This is a genomic window from Candidatus Lokiarchaeum ossiferum, assembly GCA_025839675.1.
Lineage (GTDB): Archaea > Asgardarchaeota > Lokiarchaeia > Sigyniarchaeales > Promethearchaeaceae > Lokiarchaeum > Lokiarchaeum ossiferum.
The window spans coordinates 4,790,952-4,810,702 of the sequence record CP104013.1; the positions used below are offsets into that span (position 1 = coordinate 4,790,952).

Genomic DNA, 19,751 nt, shown 5'->3' on the forward strand with positions numbered 1-19,751 from the left:
GCAAATTTATCAAATTATAAATCAAAAGGAGAAATAATTTCCCCTTTTTCTTCTTGGAGGGCAAGGGTATTCTTCTTTTGAGATTCCATGATTTCCCAAAATTCTGGAGGCATATTTTCTTCATCTTTAAACAAAGCTTCCATTCGAGCAAATTTTTCTAAATAGGATTTGGTATAGATGCTGAATTGGTTGATATATTCTTCCTTGGTATAATCCTTGTGAAAAACTTTATCAAAGAGCATGTGTAAATCATCGAACTCTGGAATATTTCCTATAGGGGTGCTGATTGCTCCAAAATCTCCATGAATTCGTCCTTCGGCCCAAAGTACCCATATTTTTTTATCTAATTTGGAATTCAAATATTCTCCTTCATCACTCTTAAGGAAATAGTTGGTAGCAAAAACTTTTGGTAATTTTTTCAGTTTGTTTCCAAACTTGATATGATTGGAGAGATATTTTCCTAATGGCACAATAACAAAATCCATATTTGCCATTGGGCTTGATTTACGTACTCCAGACTTTCCAATGGTTGCCGCTGTTGTTTCTGATTCAATTGTGGCACCGATGAAGACACCATGAGCCCAACTTAAACTTTCAACAACTGGAACTGTCGTATCCGAATCTCGACCTCCATATAATATGGCAGAAATTTCTACTCCCGCGGGATCATGTAATTTTTCATCACAATTAACTAATTCATTAATCTTTAAGGTAAAACGGGCGTTTGGATGAGACAGTGGAATTTCAACACCTTCAGCATCACGATTTCCTTTAGTCCAATTACCTGAAAAATTAATACCTGTGTCAGGATATTGTATTTTCTTGCCCATTCCTTCCCAATATGTTTCTCCCAAATCAGTCGTTAAGATATTTGAGAATATAACTTCTTTTGGTTCGGTAATAGCTTTGAAAATTTCAGGATCATCTTTTTCGTTCACATCACGAATAATTCCAAATATGCCATGCTCTACATTCGCACCTCGCATTTCACCATCTGGACCTTCCCGAAGATAGGCAATATCATCACCAACAATTGATCCTCCCGGGATCATAGCTGTACTGGTTTTTCCGCATGCAGAGGGATAAGCTCCTGCAAAATATGTTTTTCGATTTCCATCAATAGGGGAAAAAGCCGAAATAAACATATGTTCAGCCAACCAATCTTCATTGTTCGCTTTATTAATTGCTAAACGTAACGCAAGCTTTTTACATGCCAAGGAATTTCCAGCATATTGATTGTTCACCGAATATACTCGATTGGCAATTGGATCGATATAAATTCTTCTTTTATCAATATTTTTTGTATTTCCGCGTTCATTAAGTTCACCTGCAGAGTGATAAAAATAGAAGAAATCATCTTTATTAGCAAGTTTTTTGAATTGTTCGTAACCTTGCCGATACAATAAATCTTCGGAGTGGCTAACGTAACTTGAATCTGTTATTTGCAATGCACTCAGGGAGAATCGAGAATTGGTTGGACCCAAGCAGAAAAATCGAACAATCATAGTTTTTCCTCTCATTACTCCATTCATAATGCCCAATACTTCCTTTAATCCTGCCTCTCGTTCCACAACATTGAGACCGCGACTAAGTTTTTGACCTTTGGGTAACAAAACTGCTGTGTGTGATTTATCGCGGGCTTGATCATGATTTGTTGCTGAAATGAATCCATCATAATGGATTGAATGTCCTCGTATTGCAAGTTTTTTTTCCTCATTCATATCTAAGGCCAATTGGCGTGCTCGAGCGATATCCTTTGGATCGTCATTTATCACAATAACCTCTTTGGGATTCATTAATTGAATTGCTTCATCAATCACCTTAGTTACTTTGGGATTATCTAAAGCTGTTATTTTTGCCTTATCGGCATCGGTAATGAGATAATCAGTATACATTGGAAGGTTCATCTATCGGATTTTTTTTTCTTCACGAATTTTATTAAAAATTGATTCGGTGTTTTGATCTTAATCGCGATTAATAAAAACCTTGCTCTTTTTTTCAAACCATCCATCCTTTTTTCAAGATTATGGGAAAATGTTGGGATGTTTTCCTTCCTTTTTTCTAAAGAAAAGGTTTGCGGATGATTTTTCTTCTATTACTTTTTTTTGGATTTACGAAGATTTTTTTGTGAAGCGAATTTTCTCCCCTTAGGAAAGAGGGTCGGTGGAATATCTACGGATTTTTGCATTCTCTCATAAAAAATATTATCTATACGGAATATATTTCAATGCTGGAAAATATCTTTTTAATAAATTGTGAAGAAGCTAACTTACAAAATTTAAAACTCAATCATTCTTCAACAGATTTAGCCTCTCTTGCACGAATTAAGACCTGTTTGGCTTATCCAAATGAAGAAATCCTATTTAAAGATCCTGATATTATCAAACAAATTGTGATTGGGGAATCTGCCACTTTAGAAAGATCTATTAATCCTTCACAAATGAGTGAAGATTTTATGTATGCTCATTCTAAAGCCATCCGAGTCAAAAACATGAATTTATTAATTCTGTCTTTACCTTATCGACATATTCTTGGGCTTGTTTTTGATTTGGATTCGAACCCTTATGATTATCGAAATGAACTTCTTGGGCTCATCCAAGAGTATGTTCTTCCTAAATTCCATGAAAAACTTAAAACTCAGGAAAAAACGAATATATTACTTACTTTATTTATTGATCTCCGTCGGTTTGCAGATGAATCCCTCATTTTTCAACCAGAACAAAACCGGATCATGTTAATTGATAATAAACCTTTAATCAAGGTCTTCGTGTTTGGGATTGATAATGCTGGTAAAACTTCTTTAATGAGGTTGTTAGCTACTGGAAAATTCGATCAAAACTATTTTCCCGCCACGAAAAAATTTCGTATCACAAATGTAAAACTTGATTCTGGAACAAAACTCGTCATGTGGGATATGCCTGGCCAAAGAATTTTTCGTCCCGATTGGTTACGAGGGGCTCAAGCGAGTAATTTACTTCTATTTATGCTTGATTCTGCAGATGAAGCTCGTTTCGCTGAAGCTAAACTCGAATTATCAAATATGTTAAAATTATATGATTTACAAAATTTACCTCTTGCTTTCTTGATGAATAAAGTGGATTTATTAGAAGAATCAACTTTGAACCAGCAAAATATCAAAGATTACTTTGAACTGGATTCTCTTGATGGAAGAAGTTATATTTTAATCCCTACCAGTTTACCCGATCGAAAAGGGATTGAAAATCTGTTGGATTGGATGGATGAACAGGTTTTAAAGATGCTTTCTTTAAGCGGATTGAAAACTACCGTAGAAATGTAAAATCTGTTAAAAATAGACCAAAAAAATTTCTCTTGTTCATCCTTTTCTAGTTGAGGGTTTAGAATTTATTCAACCTTTGGTTCTTTATTCAATGAAGATTCCCCTTTTTCATCCGATTTCCCTTCTTCTGACTTCCCATCAAGTATCTCTTTGGGTTCCAGTTTGGGTTCGGGTTTTGGTTCTGATTTGGGTGGAGGGGGGGTTTTCTTAGAGATAATTACTTTTGCCGGACGAATAACCTCACCGTCCATTTTATATCCCTTTTGAACAACTTGAATCACGGTATCTTCCTTTAAATCATCGTTGATTGTTTGCATTAAAACTTCATGCTGTTTATAATCGAAAGGAATGTTCACGTCTTCTATAGGGGTGACTTTGTAATTATTAAAAATTGATTTAAGATTGTTGTTAATCGCTTCAAATCCTTTGATGAAATTCGTGACTTGACAATTTTCAGCGTCCACACTTTTTTCTAATGCTGCTCGGTTTTTGAAGGCCATTTCAAAACTATCGATGATAGGAGTAAAAGATGTGATTACTCTCATTCTTGTGCGATTTTCTGCCATTTTTTGCTGTTTTATATAATGCTTCCGCATATTTTCAAGTTCAGCCTGTAAGAAAGCAAATTTGGTTTGGTGTTCCTTAATTTCTTTGTCTTTTTTCTTGATTTCATCTTGAAGTTTTTCCACCTCTGTTTTTTTGGGTTCTTTTTTCTTCTTCTCTTTCTTTTGTTTCTCATTCTTATTTGTATCAGAAGAATTTTGTTCGGTGGGATCTTGTTTGGCGGGAGTTTCTTCAGGGGTGGCCTGCGGAACTTCATCCTCAATTTGAGTTAAAACCTTATTAATTTTCTCTTTTGATTCTTCGAAATCCGGTTTTTCCTTAGAAGTTGGTTGTTCCATTTTCAAAAGTATATAAGGAAGAATATGATTTAAATTTTTCCTAATTGACAACAAAAGGTTGGCTTATCACAAAAACAGTCTTCGAGTGAGAAAATATCGTTATTTATATATTAATCATTTTCCTAACTCAAATTTTTTTGGCTTTTTTCTTTTCCCGTTTGGAAGGTAACCCATATAGCATCACTAAATGAAGTAAATTATAGTGATGACTTTTGGCTGAAAATAACGAAAACAATACTACTCTGTCTGATTCTCAACAACCAGAAACTGAAAAAAAATCATCGAAAAAGCAAAAACTCAAGAAATTTCAATTCTTTCCTAAAAAACGAAAGTGGGAAGAAAATTATGATACAAATGGGGAATTTATTTCCAGATCACAAGATCGATTAACTCTTTATTCCGACTATTATGGACCCATTATTGAAGATAAAAACGGTCATAAAGCGGGTAAATTTTTCTTTGAAGAATACTATGAGTTAGGTCACATCCATCGATTTGGTGAATTTCTGTTAGTTCTGCTTTTTGGAATCTATTTTGCTTATGGGGGATATAACCTATATTATCTTGGTGGAGTTGTGCGTGATGCCTATGCAGATCTCGGTCTAAGTTTAACAACTGATTATGCTGAATATATGATATTTGTTCTCTATATTATCCTCATTATCATTGGAATCTGGATATTATCATTAATCATTTCATATATCTTTGTAAGAATTTTTGCAGAAATTGCCGGAATTTTAATGTATATGCTTGTAATCATCGAAATTGGGTTATTGGTTCTTTTATACATCAAAATTGATTGGGAGTACAACTGGATTTTTATAGTTGCAGTGGTTCCCAATGTTCTCATGTTGACATTTTGGTATAAAAAATTTAAAAAAGCAATTTATACCATTCGCATGAGCAGCATTGCTGTTGCAAAACAGCGGGAAATTTTGACTCCTCAAATTACTCAAACACTATGGATTTTAGTTTTAGGCTTTTTCCATATTGTCACTTCCTTGGAAACCTTTTTGGATATTACTCCTATATCTGGAGCGACCTTTGAACTCCAAGGAAAAGCAATTGAAGTCTCCAAGGGATGGATCTACTTTGGTTACACCGCTCTCTTCGTATTCTGCATTTTCACGATCTATTTTGTTTCTCAAGGTATGAAAATGCTCATGGTCCATAATTGGTATCGGGGAGGAGGAAGTTTGGGTTTCGGTAAAGCATATGGAATTATTCGCAAGCGATGGTGGGGAATTATGGGCTATGCTTTCAATTCAACGCTCGTTCATATGGTTCAAGCATTTCGAAAAATGATCAAAGGAGAGTTTGGTCCTCAGAACATTAAAGAATGTTTTACTCAGACAGGAGAAATCATCCCGACTCAAGTAAATGCTCTTCGAACAAAAAAAAATACACCTTGGTATGAACGGGTGTGGATGAGTTTAAATTTCTATACATTGCCTGCAATAGTGATTGAAAATCGTCTTTATCATCGGGCTCTCCTTCGTTCGTTGTTTTTGTCTATTCGTGATATCCCTTCTCGGTATATTAAAGCATCCAAAGTTAATGTCCTATTCAATTTTGTTAAATATGCCTTAATCATAATTAATGGCTGTATTGGTGCGTTAGTTGGGTATACATTTGCCAGTTTGTATGGTTTTCCTGAATTCACGACTTATATTATCACAGGACTTGCCGTGCCCGTTTTTATTTGGGTCGGAGGTGGAACAGCAACATTAATTGTAAATGATTTAAATAATACTTATATCACTTTGCTGTATATCCACACAGTTGATGATTTGAATAACAAGGAACATTTCACGCTAAATGAGTTACAGAAATTAAAGGGTGATACATCCGTAGTGGTTGAAAAACCCAAATGGTACCAATTCAAAAAGAAACAGCAATTTGAAGAAGATGTATCAGTCGATCCAGACCAAAAATAGAATTTGGTTACTTTTTTTTTTGAATTTTAATTACAAATAATGGGTAAGAGTTCATCTCGAATTTTACTTTGATCTTCTTCCTCTAAATCCTGAAAATTCTGGTATATTCCCGTATGACCTTTCCCAAATAAACTTAAAATCAGAATAATCGTATTTTTTGCAATATCACCAATTTTTTGTTGCTCTTGTTCGTCATTTTCCAATTTTAACTCCGTTAGAATGGATACAATTTCACGAGATGCAAAGGTTTCAAAATTCTTTATATCATTGAATTCCATTTTTTCCATATATTTCTCAAGGATTTGTTCATAATACTGGGTTTCATCTTGAAATTTTAAGGGATTCATTTTTTTCATATCCGGATTTGGCATTTTTTTTGGGAACGAGAAGTGCAATTTTTGGTGTAAACCATACAATGCAAAACACCTACGTAACTTTCTAAGATCCTTATAACAATTTTCTAACAATAATTCTAATTATTGAATCCACATGTTATTCTCGGAACATTCTCGAAGTATTTGCGAAGTATGACTTACGGAATTTTTGAACGTGATCTTACTTTTTCTGTTTTTTTTTAAGATTTCTATTTCATTCGAAACTTTCTCTGTGGAAGAAATCCTAACATGATTATATATATCAACTAGTTTAGAAACTCTCCAATACTTTGTTTTTATAGATCTATATCAATTCCGACATTTTTGGTATCTATCTCTTTACTTCTTTTATATTCTACTCTTCATTGCAAAATTCATATTACACCATTGTCTTAATGAATTGGATTTGCAAAGTGTATGAAGGAATCAAATGTAATTATAAAACCATGGCGGGATGATTATCTGAAAATTGGATTAGTCTATCCAAATTCTTATTCTGCGATGGCGGGTTTGACAATTCAAACGCTTTATAATATGTGGAATTCCCATCCCAATATCATTTGCGAACGATTTTTTCTTCCTTCTCCCGAATTTTCTTTAACTGATTCCAAACAATTGAAAGGCCATCGTTCGAATAAAAAAAAACAATTTATTTCAAGTTCTTTAAGGACTGGTGATGATTTCACGCATAATCATCCTGGACAACATCAACCGATGATCCGCAGTTTGGAAAACAACATGCCCTTAGTTTCTTTTGATATTATTGCAGTGTCCCTTTGCTATGAAATGGATTATCCAAATTTATGTTGGATTCTAGAAAATTCTCATATTCCTGTATTTCGGAAAGATCGAATAAATGCGACCTCAGAAATGGAAGAGCTGATTGATTATAAAAATTATCCTCTCATCTTGGTGGGGGGGCACGTGATTCGCTCTAATCCACTTCCCATAGATTCCATTTTCGATGCTGCATTCATCGGGGAAATTGAACCTATGAATGAGAAATTAATCGAGGCTTGGTTTTCTGCAAAGGATGATATTTCAAACACTTCCTATTTGATGATTCAGAATGACTTTTTAAAATCTATCAACAAACTGCGGGGATTTTGGATACCTTGGCTCCGTCCGTTGCAAGATGATCCCCATATTTCTCGAGTCTATGTCAAAAATTTAGATTTAAATCCGCATCCAATTTCCCAAATTATTCCTCATTTTTCATCTTCAGAATCCAATTCTCTGCCTTTTGGAGAATCATTATTTGTTGAAGTCAATCGAGGATGTCCGCATTTTTGCCGATTTTGCATGACTGGGTCACAAATCAAACCCTTTCGGAATCGTTCCCTATCAGTTTTACAAAATATCATTCAAAAGGGATTAACGGCGACCAAAGTAAAAAAAGTCGTCTTAATAGGGTCATCCGTGACCGATCATCCTCAATTTTTGGAATTATGTAATTTTTTGATTGATCTTAATATCGAGTTTTCTATCCCTTCAATCCGCATTGAAACTTTAACACTCCCTATGGCAAAAGCGTTGGTGAAGGGAGGTATGCGTACGGTGGCAGTTGCTCCTGAAACAGGTTCTGATAGATTGAGGAAAACTATCAATAAACGTATTTCGAATTTACAAATTTTAAAAGGGGCCAAAATTCTCTTGGATGCTGGGATTCCTAATATTAAATTGTACATTTTATATGGGCTGCCCCATGAAAATGATTCCGATTTGGATGCCATAGTGTCCTTGGCCAAATCTATTGCAAAATTGGGATATGGAAAGAGTGGAGTTAGGTTGAGTGTGAACCCCTTTATTCCAAAATCCCATACTCCCTATGAATCATCAATAGAGTTGTATCTTGATGCTAAAATGGCTCGATTCAAGGAAAAATTGGCCCGGATTTATGTCCCACTTAAAGGTGATAAACAAATCAAATTCGAAACTTTACCTTTGGAAGAAGCTTACCTACAAACTTTATTTTCGCTTGGAGATTCTTCTTTTGTAACATTTATCTATGAGTGTTATCAACATGGGTTAAGTATAAAGAAATGGTATCGGTTTGCCAAGGCAAAGCAAAATGCTTATGCTGGTCTTCATCAAGATTACTTACAAAAGGTTGCTGAGAGTTCTTTTGGGGGCCATCCATGGAATTTCATCGATCAAAACCTTCCTCCCCGCCTCCTTCAAAGAGAATTTGAGAAAAGTTTTATTAAGGATAACTAAGAAGAAAAGTAAAATGAATGGCGGTTAAACATTAATTTAATCGTCAAAGAGATCGCGGCGTAATCCAAAGGGACGTGTTTTAACTGGGCAAGATTCGTGTTCATTACAACAAATTGGGATGTAGGACCAGACTTTAAATTGATCCCAAGGGACTAAGACGTATTGCAACGATTGAGTTAAAGGGCATTGAGTTGCTAACTCGCGAATTGGTCCATCACATAACATTTCTTTGTGGGATTTTTTTTGAGAAAAAATACACAATCCATCAGTAGGTCGAAATCCAAATAAGAATTGCTTATGGGGGATTACATGGGATGCTTTATCGGCACTGATCACTTTGCGTTCATATAAAATTTCAACATGACCTGCATCAAAAGAAAATTTTATTGCTTTGTACATATCGTTTTGTTGATCGAGGGGAGTTAATCGTAAGACGTCGACAAAATCTTGTTCTATGGCCTCATCTATCATGCGTTCTAAATACTGCGGAAGTGCATCGGGTTCGTTGAATAGACTGGGCATAGTGAAGTTTAACTCCATCAAATTTTTCACCTAAATTGCACGATTTATGGCAATTTTGTTTTATGATTGATTAAAAACTAATGTTCTAATTTAAATTCTAGCATTTTGTTTTTATACGTGTCACGTCGAAATTTTTATATATATTAAAAGTAACATATATTGAGCACCTATTTAAAGCTAACCCACTTTCGACAAAAAAAATTTGAGGTGGGCGACTAAAAATTATAATTTTCTAAGAATTGATTTCCATAAATGTTAATCTTGCCAAATTCTTTCATTATCTTCAGGGTTCAACTCTTCATCAAGATTTTCTTGAAAACCGATCTTTTCTTTGTCTTGCTTGGGAGAATTTTCGGGAATCTCTGCCAAACCATCATCTTCTAAGTTAACATCAATTTTATCATCGGGAAGTAATTTCATAGAGACTAATTCGGATCCATGTTGGACTCGGGACGATGTGACCGATATCTGTAATGAAGAAAGTACATAATTTAAGGTAAATTGGAAGCCTTTGTAAAAATCGGGTAGGATTGAAGTACCAAAAACGCGAATTTTATCCTTACCAAATTTTTTCTCAATGGCTAAGCGAATTGTGCTTATTTTTTTTTCCCGCTTTTTATCAGAGGGAATTAAATCTATTTTGTGAAGCAGAACATACACGAACGGAATATCATAGCGAGATACGATGGTATTTAGCTGTTCCACCAACTCAAGTATTTTACGTTTCGAATGTCGACAATCGAAAATAATAAGTAATTCATCCGTTGCCGGAAAAATATATTCATTTTCTCTCTTAAACCATGTTTCTAATTCTTGGCCAGCAAGGTCAAAAACTCCAATTTGTAAATTTCTCCATTGAAAATTAGAAACATCAATTCCTCGGGTTGGTTCAATAGAACTTCTCAATATGACTTCAGGTTCGACATATCCAAAAGTAGTTAGGACAATCGAGGATTTACCACTCGCGGGAGGACCGACGAAAATTACTTTTTTTTCAATTTCCATTATGATCAATTTTTTAAGGGATTAAAGGGTGCTTCTGGCTCAATCACGATCTCGTTCAATTTCCTGGATGGTTAAATCTTTTTTGACTGTTGCCATTTCATTATATCCGTTTGGGTTGACCTTCGGGACTTCTGCTAAACTATCATCGTCTAAATTAACGCCAATAAATCCTGCTGTCCGTAAACTTTTTAGCAATGCTTCGGAGACTGGAACTGCTCGGAGTTCTTTCATATTTCGGACAGATATTTCCAAGGCGGTAAGCATCCAATCCATTTGAAATTTGAATTTTCCAAAATGATCTGGAAATAGTGAAGTAGCAAAAATTTTGATCCGATCCATTCCAAAGGTATCATCAATATTCTTTTTTAAAGTCGCAATATAAGTTTCCCGCTCGTTGATGGTTTTTGCTTTATCAATTTTATGTAAAATAAGGTAATAATAAGGGATTTTAAACTTTTTAACAATGGAGAGTAACACTTTTATTAACCCGACGATTTTTTTCGGATTCATACCAAACTCAAAAACAATGAGAAGTTCATCAGTTCCTGGAAAAATGAAATCTTGTTCATTAGTAAGAAAGAAATTGAGTTCTTGGCCTGAGAGATCATGAACTCCAATATTGACATGCCCATAACGATAAACTGAGTTCTCCATTCCACGTGTGGGTTCTGCTGGTGATGCTAAAATCAAATCTGGTTCAACAGAACCAAAAATAGACAACAATATTGAAGTTTTCCCGCAGTTCGGGGGACCTAAAATAACGAGTTTTTTATCAGAATCCATATCAGAATTTTCCATATATACACTTATATCTGCAATTTTCACCAAAATAGCCTTGCTATTAGAAAAAATCCAACGATGTTTTTAAAATGATGAACGAACTTAAATCCAAGTTAGCATGTAGATACATAAGAAATGAAATTTTACTCTGCTTTTGAACCTCTCGATTCATATCCTACTGAGTTATTTATGCAAGATGCGATTCCTTTTTGGTTAAAGGGAAAATCCGACAACGCTATTGTGATTTGTTTGCATGGACATGGCGCTACCACCTATGAAGCTTTACCCATCGGGCGAATTATCTTTGAGAAAAAAATTGATTGCGCAGGTCCATTGTTACCTGCTCATGGATTAAAAAATATAAAGATGGCTCAAAAACACATGAGCGGTATTAAAATGGAAGATTGGATTGCTCATGCACGTAAAGAAATTCAGATTGCCCGTAGTCTCTATTCTCACGTATTTATTTATGGACAATCCATGGGGGGTGCTATTGCATTACTTTTGGCTGCTGAAGGATTGGTTGATGCGTGCGCCGTGACTGCTCCCGCATTGCTACTGCCTCGTATTACTAACCTTAGTCCATTCTTAGGGTGGTTGAATGTCAATATTCCTGTTGATACGACCCAAAATTCTTTTTTTAATGAAGTTTATTCTTTTAGAAACATCAAGGAGAGTAAACAACTCTATAAATTATCAAAACTAGCACGAAGAAAATTAAAATTGATTACTTGCCCTGTTTGTGTGTGCCATTCTCATAATGATCAAACTGTTAATCCCAAGGTGGTAGACATCATCTGTAGATCTGTGAAGGGGTATGTAGATGTGGGATGGTTTGATAAATCGCAACATTCAATGACTTTGGATATTCAAGCGAAGGAAATCGGCGACAAAATTAGTCATTTCTTCCAAAAATCGATTCACTGAGATGTTTCTTTTTATTTGTCGTTTAATAAATTGAAAGCGAGGGATTTATAAACTATTTTAAAGCTTATTATCGTGTGAAGAACACTTGAAGCAAATAAGAAGAAAAACTATCTTTAATTCGACTTTTGGAGTCGTTTTATCCATCTTAATTCTAAACATCTTTATTGGTTCCGTTTCGGGTTGGAAAAATGGATCCTTTGCGGATGATCCTGCAGTGTATAATTATGTCGATGATTATGGGACACATGATTGGATTGCTGATTACGCTTTGCAAAGTCTAATGGCGCTGAATGGTTCCCAATGGCAATGGTTGGAGGATCGTAAGGAAATTTACTATGTTGGGACGGAAGCTCCAGATAATTCTGGGATAAATATTGTCCTTGATGGATCTACCATTGAAGGCTTTGGGGATACAACCTATCATCATGTGTATTTCTACGAAAATGGAACTGTGCTGGAAGACGATTCTGCAGTGCGAGCAAAATGGTGTGGTGATTGGGCAGATGTTTCATTTTCTGCAGGAGATTTTGATAAAGCCGCTTTCTATTTGGGTGCTATGACACATTATATTGCTGATCTTGGCATGTATGCCCATGTTGCTGACAACTATGTTGCCCCATACAATATCTATTTTGATGAACATCATTCTACCATAGAAGGATATGTTAACACACGAACTAATGAATATGATGATATGGTTGAGTTTTTTCACATTTCAAATATCAATGTAACCTCAATCACTCCTTATAATTCTGCAATTCAACTTGCTTGGCAAACCTACAAAGACCCTTCTCCTTCTGAATCTATAACCCGAGATGCATTGTGGTTACATAATAATCATTTTACAGGCTGGGCATTGACCTATGATTCTCGAATGAGTGAAACGAATGAAACCAAACTTCAATATTACGATCGCTTCGAAGAAAACTTGTGGAATGCAATTTCTAAATGTGCTTCTTCCATTTACAATGTATGTGGATCCGGTGATACCGCTTCTACATCCACTACCGCCACCACGACGACTACAACTGAATCTGAACCAGATGTCATCGATCAGATTTTATCCATTTTTACAATAATTCCTTGGTGGACAATTTTGATTTTACTCGGGATCGTTGTTATTATCGTTGTTATTAAACGGAATAACTAAATTTTTTCGAATCTTTTTTATTTATCGCTTCTTTACTCTCAAACGAGTTAAAATCGAGAAATTCCTTTTTACCTCGATTTAAAAAACGGTTCAAACTGATTGAGATGATAACTATATATGGTGTCAATAGAAAAAATCCATCTGGAACATGAAAAACTAACCGAAAAAATTAAGAAAATTGAACAAAATATCAAACATAAATCAAACGAAATGAAAATGCAGAAGAAATATGGACATAAACATCATGATACCGAAAAATTTGCCCGGGAAATAAGTATTTTAACTCGGGAAAAACGAAGTTTAATCCATAAACTTGAAAAACTGAAACTTAAGGAACAGAAAGTGCAAGCAAAATTAGACAAAAAAAAACCAAAAGTGGAACCACCCGTTAAATAAATTTCATTAATCTTTTTTTTCTTCGCATTGATTAAGATGACATCGTCGGCAGCTTTGACACCCTGAATGATCAAGTAAGTTTTCTTGAATTAGAATGGTTTGTTCTGGAGAACGATTCCTATGATGTTTTTTTTGATGATTTGAATGTTTTTTGATTAGATGCAAGGTTAAAATCATCAATCCAAAGAGGAATGCGAATGTGGTGATCATAACAACGGATTCTGAACGCTGAGGTAAAATAAATGCAAGAAGAACATAACTCCACCGAACGATTGCAGAGATAAATACCGCTCCAAGTAACTCAAATAGAAAAATTTGTAACGCGAATTTTTTTCCAGACTCTTTTCCGATTACTACTATCGTTGCCAAGCATGGCACATAGAGCATCGTCACCAATGTAAAAGTTATCATTTGAATTGGTGTCATATATTCATTCATGGTCATACCAATAGAAAGGACATATAATTCCAAGAGAATAAGATTTAATTCTTTTCGCAAAACTCCATAAAATAAATATATTCCTACACCAATAGGTAATCCCAAAATATAGACTGTAATGGGTGAAATCATTATATTAAGGCTCTCAACTATATTAAATTCCATCATAATTTGCATTAAAATACTCAGAATAACGATGAGTGGGAGAGCTAATACCACAAATTCTTTGCTCCGATGCCAGGTTTGTTTGGCAATGACTTTCAAATTTGGACGCCGAAAATCATGAAGTTCAATGATTAATTCTGATTGAATACCCCCTTCTTCAAACCAATTGGACATTAATTTCCCAACTATGATTATAACCATCAGATTAATTAAATATAATAAGAAGGCCCATCCGATTCCGAGATATTTGCCAACTAATCCCAATACAATGGTAGTCACTGCTGAGCATGGGATTAGCGAGGAAATCACTATTGCTCGCTTCTTTTCCGCTTCTGTTTCCATGATTGACGTTGCACTGATTGCTGGAACGTTGCAACCTAATCCTATAAGTACGGGAATTATGGTTTTTCCATGCACTCCAATGGAATGCATAAAGCGATCCATTAGATAGGCTGCCCGAGGAAGATAGCCTGTGTCTTGTAAAATTTCAATAATTGCAAAAAATGGAATAACATAAGGTAAAACTCCGCCGATTCCTGCAAATAATCCCCCTATGATACTGCTCCAAATAATTTTAAATGCCCAAGTATCCGCTCCTAAGAGATTAATAGCACCAGGAGTAATCAAACCAAACAGATTATCCATTAATCCAGAAATCCAGTTTCCAAAAGAAAATATTGCAAGATATATTCCGAACATAACCACTGCTAACAATATGTAGCCTTTGATGTTGTCTAATGTTATATGATCAATTAAATGGCGAATTTTACTTTTCCGTGTTTGAGTCTTGAGAAATTCCACTTGGGTAACGATTTGAGATGAAATATTATACATTTCTGCATTCAGAATAGTGGAAATTTGTTCCCCATGTAAATTTTCTAAATTTGTTCTTGTTTCATTAATTTTATATACTAATTTAGCAGTATCTGATCCGGTCACTTCATTAAATGCACGAATATTTTTTAAACAATATTCATCATTTTCCAAGAGTTTCATAGCCATGAATTTTGATGGACAAGATATCTTTCGATAGAGTTCTTGAACTTCTGCAGATATTTGATTTATTTTTTCTTCTATTTCTTTTCCAAAAGTTATTTTTTTCATACTTAAAGTCTTATGGCCTTCTTCAATTTCGATGATTTCTTCTAAAATTTCATGAACTCCTCGATTATGGACTGCAACCGTCGGGACTACTGCCACGCCCAAGAGTGATTCTAATTTTTCTCGGTCTATTTCATATCCTCTTTCTTTAAGTAAATCAATTTGGTTTAAGGAGATTATTGTCGGCCGATTCAACATCAAAAGTTGAATTGTTAAAAATAAATTCCGTTCTAAATGGTTGGAATCTAAAACATTCACAATATAGTCCGGTGATTCATCTAAAATATATTCTCGACTCACAATTTCTTCTAGTGAATAGGTGGATAAAGAATAAATCCCTGGAAGATCAATGATTTTGAAAATGTAGTTTCCAAATTTGGCGGTTCCTTCGGCTTTTGCTACGGTTTTTCCTGGCCAATTACCCACCACTTGACTTAAACCAGTCAATCGATTAAAAATAACACTTTTACCCACATTGGGTTGTCCAGCTAGAGCAATACGAATAATCTTGGGGTCGCTTATTTGATGTTGAGGGCTCATTGTTTTAATTCGTTTTTCTATTAAGTAAAAAAAAGAAAGGAAGGTAAATACGAAATATCTGGTCTATTCTCACAAAATTTGAATAAGAATCTTTGCTGCTAATCCTCGACCAATAGCTAATCGAGTTCCCCGCAGTGAAATTTGCACGGGACCTCTAAAAGGTGCAGCAGAAATTTTTTCAATAACTGTCCCTGGGGTAATTCCCATTCCTGAAAGGCGTTGGGTTGCTCGAATTCCTGCAAAAATATGAGATACTTTGGCTTTCACATTTAATGGCAGATCTGATAATGGAATTTCTCTAAAATCTTTGTTTTCATAGTTTTTGCTTGATTGTGACAAGATGATCATTTTTTATTATTTGTTAGGCTAGACTAAATTACCTAATATTAAAAAGGAAGTGGAGGGTTAAAAAGTTTCACTTGGAAAAATATAGAGAATTAATGCGAAATCCCTTTTAATAATTGGAACATTTAGATTTTTTAGAATTCCCATAAAGAATTTGAGAACTTATGATGTTTATGTGAATATATATTCACATACAAAAACACTTTTTTATTTTTTTGAACTAAATCGATTTACAATTTTACGGTTTAAGGATTCAGAAATCTATCCAAATTTTTATTTCGAAACCGATTTTCAACGCCTCCTTTCATTCCAGGGAGTTGCATGCAGTTTTCAGGGATCATTTTCTTAAAATACTTTCGGTTTTCTCGTTCAGCGATAAATTGGGAAGCGTAAAATTCTTCGAAGAGGTCTGTATTATCAAAAGTAATATCATCAAAATAGGGTTGATCGGCACGATTAACACTCAATTGTATGATTACAGTATCCAAAGTTTTTTTAAATATTGAAATTTGCCCCATTTCATCAATTGAAATTGTTTCTCTTTTCAAAGAGTTGTATAAACACACTATGAAATTTGGAAATCTATCATGAAAATATTGAAGAACGAAATCTTCTACAGCGTGGGAAATTGATATTTCACCCGCCAAAATTCCCTTCTTATTTAATTTTGTCCGCGTAAATTGTTTGCATCGTTCCGTTTCCTTGAATAATTCTTTGATCATTTTATCTACTTTACGTGCAAAGGGTGATCCAATATTTTGTAATACCGCTTCTGGAGTGGATTGAATTCTTTTGTGTATAATGGGAGAATAATTTGCATGACGTGGGATCAAATCTAAGATTTGAGCTTTTTCATATCCTTTTAATCCACATCGGCCATTAGATTCTACTTTTTTCTTTGGATACAAAGTTGGAACCCATTTTTCTAACATATCATCTTCAATCCTTTATCTATAAAACGATCCAATTTGTTTTGGCGATATCCATTAATTGTTAAGAATGGATCTGCTCTTTTTAAAACAACGCCCATGGAATGCAGTTGCTCTCGGGATTTGATAGGGATTTTATGTCGTCTTAATTGCATGATTCGATTTGCTGATTTAATACCAATACCTGGAACCCGCAATAAATCTGCTTTTGAAGCTGTATTCGGGTCAATAAAACCCTTTTCTCCAAAATATTGATCCGCAAGAAACATCTTAGGATCTCCTTTTGGTAAATTATTTTCATTTGTTAAAATTGCTTTAATTTCCGGTAATTTGATATGGTAGAGTCGTAATAACCAATCTGTCTGGTACAAACGGTGTTCTCGCTCTAAAGGTGCTGCTTGTTGCTTTTCTAAGGGTGTTCCTTCTATGGGGGCAAATGCTGAGAAATATCCTCTCCGAAGATCAATTTCCTTATATTCCCAATCTAATCGTCTGAGAATATCATAGTCATTTTCCGATCCGGCCCCTAACACCATTTGGGTAGTCTGTCCGGAGTTCATGATTGGGGCGCCATCCCATCGAATTTTTTTATATCCAGTCGAACGTCGTTCAATTCCATGTTCATCAATCCATCCATCTTCCAATGGATTTTGGGACTTTTTCGTTAAGGATATTGTTTTTTGGGGGAAATCATCAGCAAGATGATCTTGAATTTCCTTTTGAGCTTCTTGATTATGGCGAATTCGAATGGATTTAAGCCATTTTTGGCGGGAAAGAATGTCTGTATTGTAATTTTTTTGTTCGGCAATCTCAAGAAGATGTTGTTTGGTAGGAGCTTCCACATTCACCGAGATACGATCGGATAATTTGACTGCTTCCTTTAGTAGATATTGACTGGTTCCAGGAAGACATTTAAAGTGAACATATCCTTGAAACTTGTATTTAAACCGTAATAATTCTACTGTTTTAAGCATATCCTTGGTGGTTTCATCTGCATCTCCACAAATTCCAGATGACATAAATAATCCTTCCAATACATTCATAGAATAAAGTTTCATAAAAGTTCGAGCATATTCCTCTGGTGTAAAGGACATTCTTTGCTTACAGACATTGTTAAAACAGTATTTGCAATTATAAATACATTTATTTGTAAATAACACTTTGAAAAGGGACACACATCGCCCATCAGGAGTGTAGGAATGACATACACCCGATGCTATGGTAGATCCGATCCAATCATTCCCTTTTCCAAATAAATTTGGAGCTACTTCGGATCGACTGCTTGATGTACTCGCACAAATGTCATATTTTCCATTTTCCCCCAAAACTCGAATTTTTTCTAAGGTCGAAGGCATTTATATCCCATTCCAAAAAACCATCTCCCTTCATATTGAAATGAATATGGTGACGATGTTTTTGTATATTAAGTTCCGCTTCGTATAAATCCCTCAAGACCCCAATGACTTAGTAATTTGAATGTGGTTTTATCAGATGTTTTTTTCTTGTGAAATTGTTATTGTAATTTTCGGGTCATAATATCTCCATGTTATTTTGATGATAACTCGATCTTAACACCCTTCAATAAGACAAAATCTCTGTGTATGCATAGGTCTTCCTTCTCTGGTGTCATTATGTCCACAACCAAAACAACTCCGCACATTCAAATCTCCCAGCTCGAATTACCCTTAAAACAAAATTTGTCTGAAATTGAACACTTTCTTTCCCAAGGTCAAGTCTTATTCATCCAAACAGGGAAATATTTTGCTCATTATCAAGATGATGTGCTAAAGTTAAAGGATACAATGGATCAATTAAAAAAGATTTGTATTCGACGGGGGGGATCCATGGGAAGAGTAGGCGAAAACATTCTCATTATCACACCTCACAAAAACTTTAAACTCGGTTAATTTTTTCCTGAATTCTGTGATACAATGTTTTTCTCAAGTTTAATTATACCTTAGCGGTGAATATCTATTGATTTCTTTCCTTGTCATAATTTTCCTCAAAATTAACAAAGAATCATTTAATTGTCTATTAAATTTCAAGAGAGAGTAAAAGGGAGAAAAAAGGTATGTCTTTGACAAAATGTAACGTGATTTTTCGTTGAAGAAAAAAGAACTAATGCTTCTTAGTATGCTTACCTTTAATTTTGCGTTTGAACATTTCGTCGCGACCATTACGTCGTTTATTGCCATAAAAGGCTCGGATTTTAACCATCCAGTTGTAATGTCGAATTTTTGAAGTTTTTCCATAACCACAAGAGGCACAGAATCCTTTTCGTTTGAAATAACTATGACTTCCGCATCGTCTGCAGATTGTATGTGTTGCGCCTTTATTGTGCTTACCGAAGGCTGCTGTTCCTTTACCCATTTTATATCACTGAACTTAATGCTATAATAGAATCGCCACGTAATAGAATTGGACCGGAATATTTTTCGTGTTCCACTAAATTGCCCGATTCTTCATCTTGTTTATACTCGATAGCATTTTCCAAAAGAACATTAGAGTACTGATCAAAGGAAGCTAAAGTACCTTTCAAAAAGGTTCGGTAGAGCCGAATCTTGACAGTTACTTCTTTATCAAGCATATTTTTCAAGTTTAATCGTAAAGATGGATTTCGCATGCGATTCTCAACTGAGGTAAAAAAAGCGGGATTTAATTTATTTTTTTCGTTTTCTTGCCTCTTCGGTGCAAAAAAACTCGGAAAGGGAGGTAAGAAAATCAA

The 19,751-nt window shown here is 34.8% G+C and carries 18 protein-coding genes and 1 pseudogene; 7 read left to right on the plus strand and 12 right to left on the minus strand.

Annotated elements, in window-relative coordinates:
- Window positions 1–14: 14 nt before the first annotated feature.
- Window positions 15–1,907, minus strand: a complete 1,893-nt coding sequence (locus tag NEF87_RS20580) for a phosphoenolpyruvate carboxykinase (GTP) (protein ID WP_457917302.1) — start codon at window positions 1,905–1,907, stop codon at window positions 15–17.
- Between the two features lie 320 nt (window positions 1,908–2,227).
- On the opposite strand from NEF87_RS20580, the gene NEF87_RS20585 reads away from it, so the two are divergent.
- A complete protein-coding gene (locus NEF87_RS20585; RefSeq protein ID WP_457917303.1) occupies window positions 2,228–3,298 on the plus strand; it encodes an ADP-ribosylation factor-like protein in 1,071 nt (356 codons plus the stop codon).
- Window positions 3,299–3,363: 65 nt separating this feature from the next.
- Here NEF87_RS20585 and NEF87_RS20590 read toward each other — a convergent pair whose 3' ends face one another.
- Entirely contained in the window at window positions 3,364–4,200 is an 837-nt protein-coding gene (locus tag NEF87_RS20590) for a nucleotide exchange factor GrpE (protein WP_457917304.1), read from the minus strand.
- A gap of 212 nt (window positions 4,201–4,412) precedes the next feature.
- Here NEF87_RS20590 and NEF87_RS20595 point away from each other — a divergent pair, with 212 nt between their 5' ends.
- Window positions 4,413–6,137: a hypothetical protein gene (locus NEF87_RS20595; protein WP_457917305.1), complete on the plus strand. Its 1,725-nt coding sequence runs from the start codon at window positions 4,413–4,415 to the stop codon at window positions 6,135–6,137.
- 26 nt (window positions 6,138–6,163) lie between these two features.
- Here NEF87_RS20595 and NEF87_RS20600 read toward each other — a convergent pair whose 3' ends face one another.
- A complete protein-coding gene (locus NEF87_RS20600; RefSeq protein ID WP_457917306.1) occupies window positions 6,164–6,484 on the minus strand; it encodes a hypothetical protein in 321 nt (106 codons plus the stop codon).
- 444 nt (window positions 6,485–6,928) lie between these two features.
- On the opposite strand from NEF87_RS20600, the gene NEF87_RS20605 reads away from it, so the two are divergent.
- Window positions 6,929–8,728, plus strand: a complete 1,800-nt coding sequence (locus NEF87_RS20605) for a radical SAM protein (RefSeq protein WP_457917307.1) — start codon at window positions 6,929–6,931, stop codon at window positions 8,726–8,728.
- Between the two features lie 36 nt (window positions 8,729–8,764).
- Here NEF87_RS20605 and NEF87_RS20610 read toward each other — a convergent pair whose 3' ends face one another.
- The 3 genes from NEF87_RS20610 to NEF87_RS20620 form a co-directional block, all read right to left on the minus strand.
- Window positions 8,765–9,268 (minus strand): hypothetical protein, encoded by a 504-nt coding sequence (locus NEF87_RS20610; protein WP_371803401.1) that lies wholly within the window; start codon window positions 9,266–9,268, stop codon window positions 8,765–8,767.
- A 237-nt stretch (window positions 9,269–9,505) separates the two neighbouring features.
- On the minus strand, window positions 9,506–10,264 hold the full coding sequence (locus tag NEF87_RS20615) for an ADP-ribosylation factor-like protein (protein WP_457917308.1): 759 nt from the start codon (window positions 10,262–10,264) through the stop codon (window positions 9,506–9,508).
- Between the two features lie 30 nt (window positions 10,265–10,294).
- A complete protein-coding gene (locus NEF87_RS20620) occupies window positions 10,295–11,053 on the minus strand; it encodes a GTPase domain-containing protein (RefSeq protein ID WP_371803403.1) in 759 nt (252 codons plus the stop codon).
- Between the two features lie 117 nt (window positions 11,054–11,170).
- Here NEF87_RS20620 and NEF87_RS20625 point away from each other — a divergent pair, with 117 nt between their 5' ends.
- The 3 genes from NEF87_RS20625 (at window position 11,171) to NEF87_RS20635 (ending at window position 13,508) form a co-directional block, all read left to right on the plus strand.
- Entirely contained in the window at window positions 11,171–11,962 is a 792-nt protein-coding gene (locus tag NEF87_RS20625) for an alpha/beta hydrolase (RefSeq protein WP_457917309.1), read from the plus strand.
- 85 nt (window positions 11,963–12,047) lie between these two features.
- Window positions 12,048–13,112, plus strand: a complete 1,065-nt coding sequence (locus NEF87_RS20630; protein WP_457917310.1) for a hypothetical protein — start codon at window positions 12,048–12,050, stop codon at window positions 13,110–13,112.
- Between the two features lie 117 nt (window positions 13,113–13,229).
- Window positions 13,230–13,508, plus strand: coding sequence for a hypothetical protein (locus tag NEF87_RS20635; protein ID WP_371803406.1), 279 nt, complete (start codon window positions 13,230–13,232; stop codon window positions 13,506–13,508).
- A gap of 6 nt (window positions 13,509–13,514) precedes the next feature.
- Here the strand turns inward: NEF87_RS20635 and feoB are convergent, their stop codons facing one another.
- The 4 genes from feoB to NEF87_RS20655 form a co-directional block, all read right to left on the minus strand.
- The gene (gene feoB / locus NEF87_RS20640; protein ID WP_457917311.1) at window positions 13,515–15,752 is read right to left on the minus strand and encodes a ferrous iron transport protein B; all 2,238 of its coding nucleotides are present in this window, start codon (window positions 15,750–15,752) and stop codon (window positions 13,515–13,517) included.
- Between the two features lie 69 nt (window positions 15,753–15,821).
- Window positions 15,822–16,091 (minus strand): FeoA family protein, encoded by a 270-nt coding sequence (locus NEF87_RS20645; protein WP_457917312.1) that lies wholly within the window; start codon window positions 16,089–16,091, stop codon window positions 15,822–15,824.
- Window positions 16,092–16,342: 251 nt separating this feature from the next.
- On the minus strand, window positions 16,343–17,029 hold the full coding sequence (locus NEF87_RS20650) for a DUF4130 domain-containing protein (protein ID WP_457917313.1): 687 nt from the start codon (window positions 17,027–17,029) through the stop codon (window positions 16,343–16,345).
- Complete coding sequence (locus NEF87_RS20655; RefSeq protein WP_371803410.1) at window positions 17,023–18,381, minus strand: putative DNA modification/repair radical SAM protein; 1,359 nt, start codon at window positions 18,379–18,381, stop codon at window positions 17,023–17,025. The genes NEF87_RS20650 and NEF87_RS20655 overlap by 7 nt, the downstream gene beginning before the upstream one ends.
- Before the next feature lie 276 nt (window positions 18,382–18,657).
- On the opposite strand from NEF87_RS20655, the gene NEF87_RS20660 reads away from it, so the two are divergent.
- On the plus strand, window positions 18,658–18,933 hold the full coding sequence (locus tag NEF87_RS20660) for a hypothetical protein (RefSeq protein ID WP_371803411.1): 276 nt from the start codon (window positions 18,658–18,660) through the stop codon (window positions 18,931–18,933).
- 301 nt (window positions 18,934–19,234) lie between these two features.
- Here the strand turns inward: NEF87_RS20660 and NEF87_RS20665 are convergent.
- Window positions 19,235–19,396: pseudogene (locus tag NEF87_RS20665) on the minus strand (50S ribosomal protein L37e); the annotation flags it as partial.
- Window position 19,397: 1 nt separating this feature from the next.
- Complete coding sequence (locus NEF87_RS20670) at window positions 19,398–19,649, minus strand: LSM domain-containing protein (RefSeq protein ID WP_371803412.1); 252 nt, start codon at window positions 19,647–19,649, stop codon at window positions 19,398–19,400.
- Window positions 19,650–19,751 lie beyond the last annotated feature (102 nt).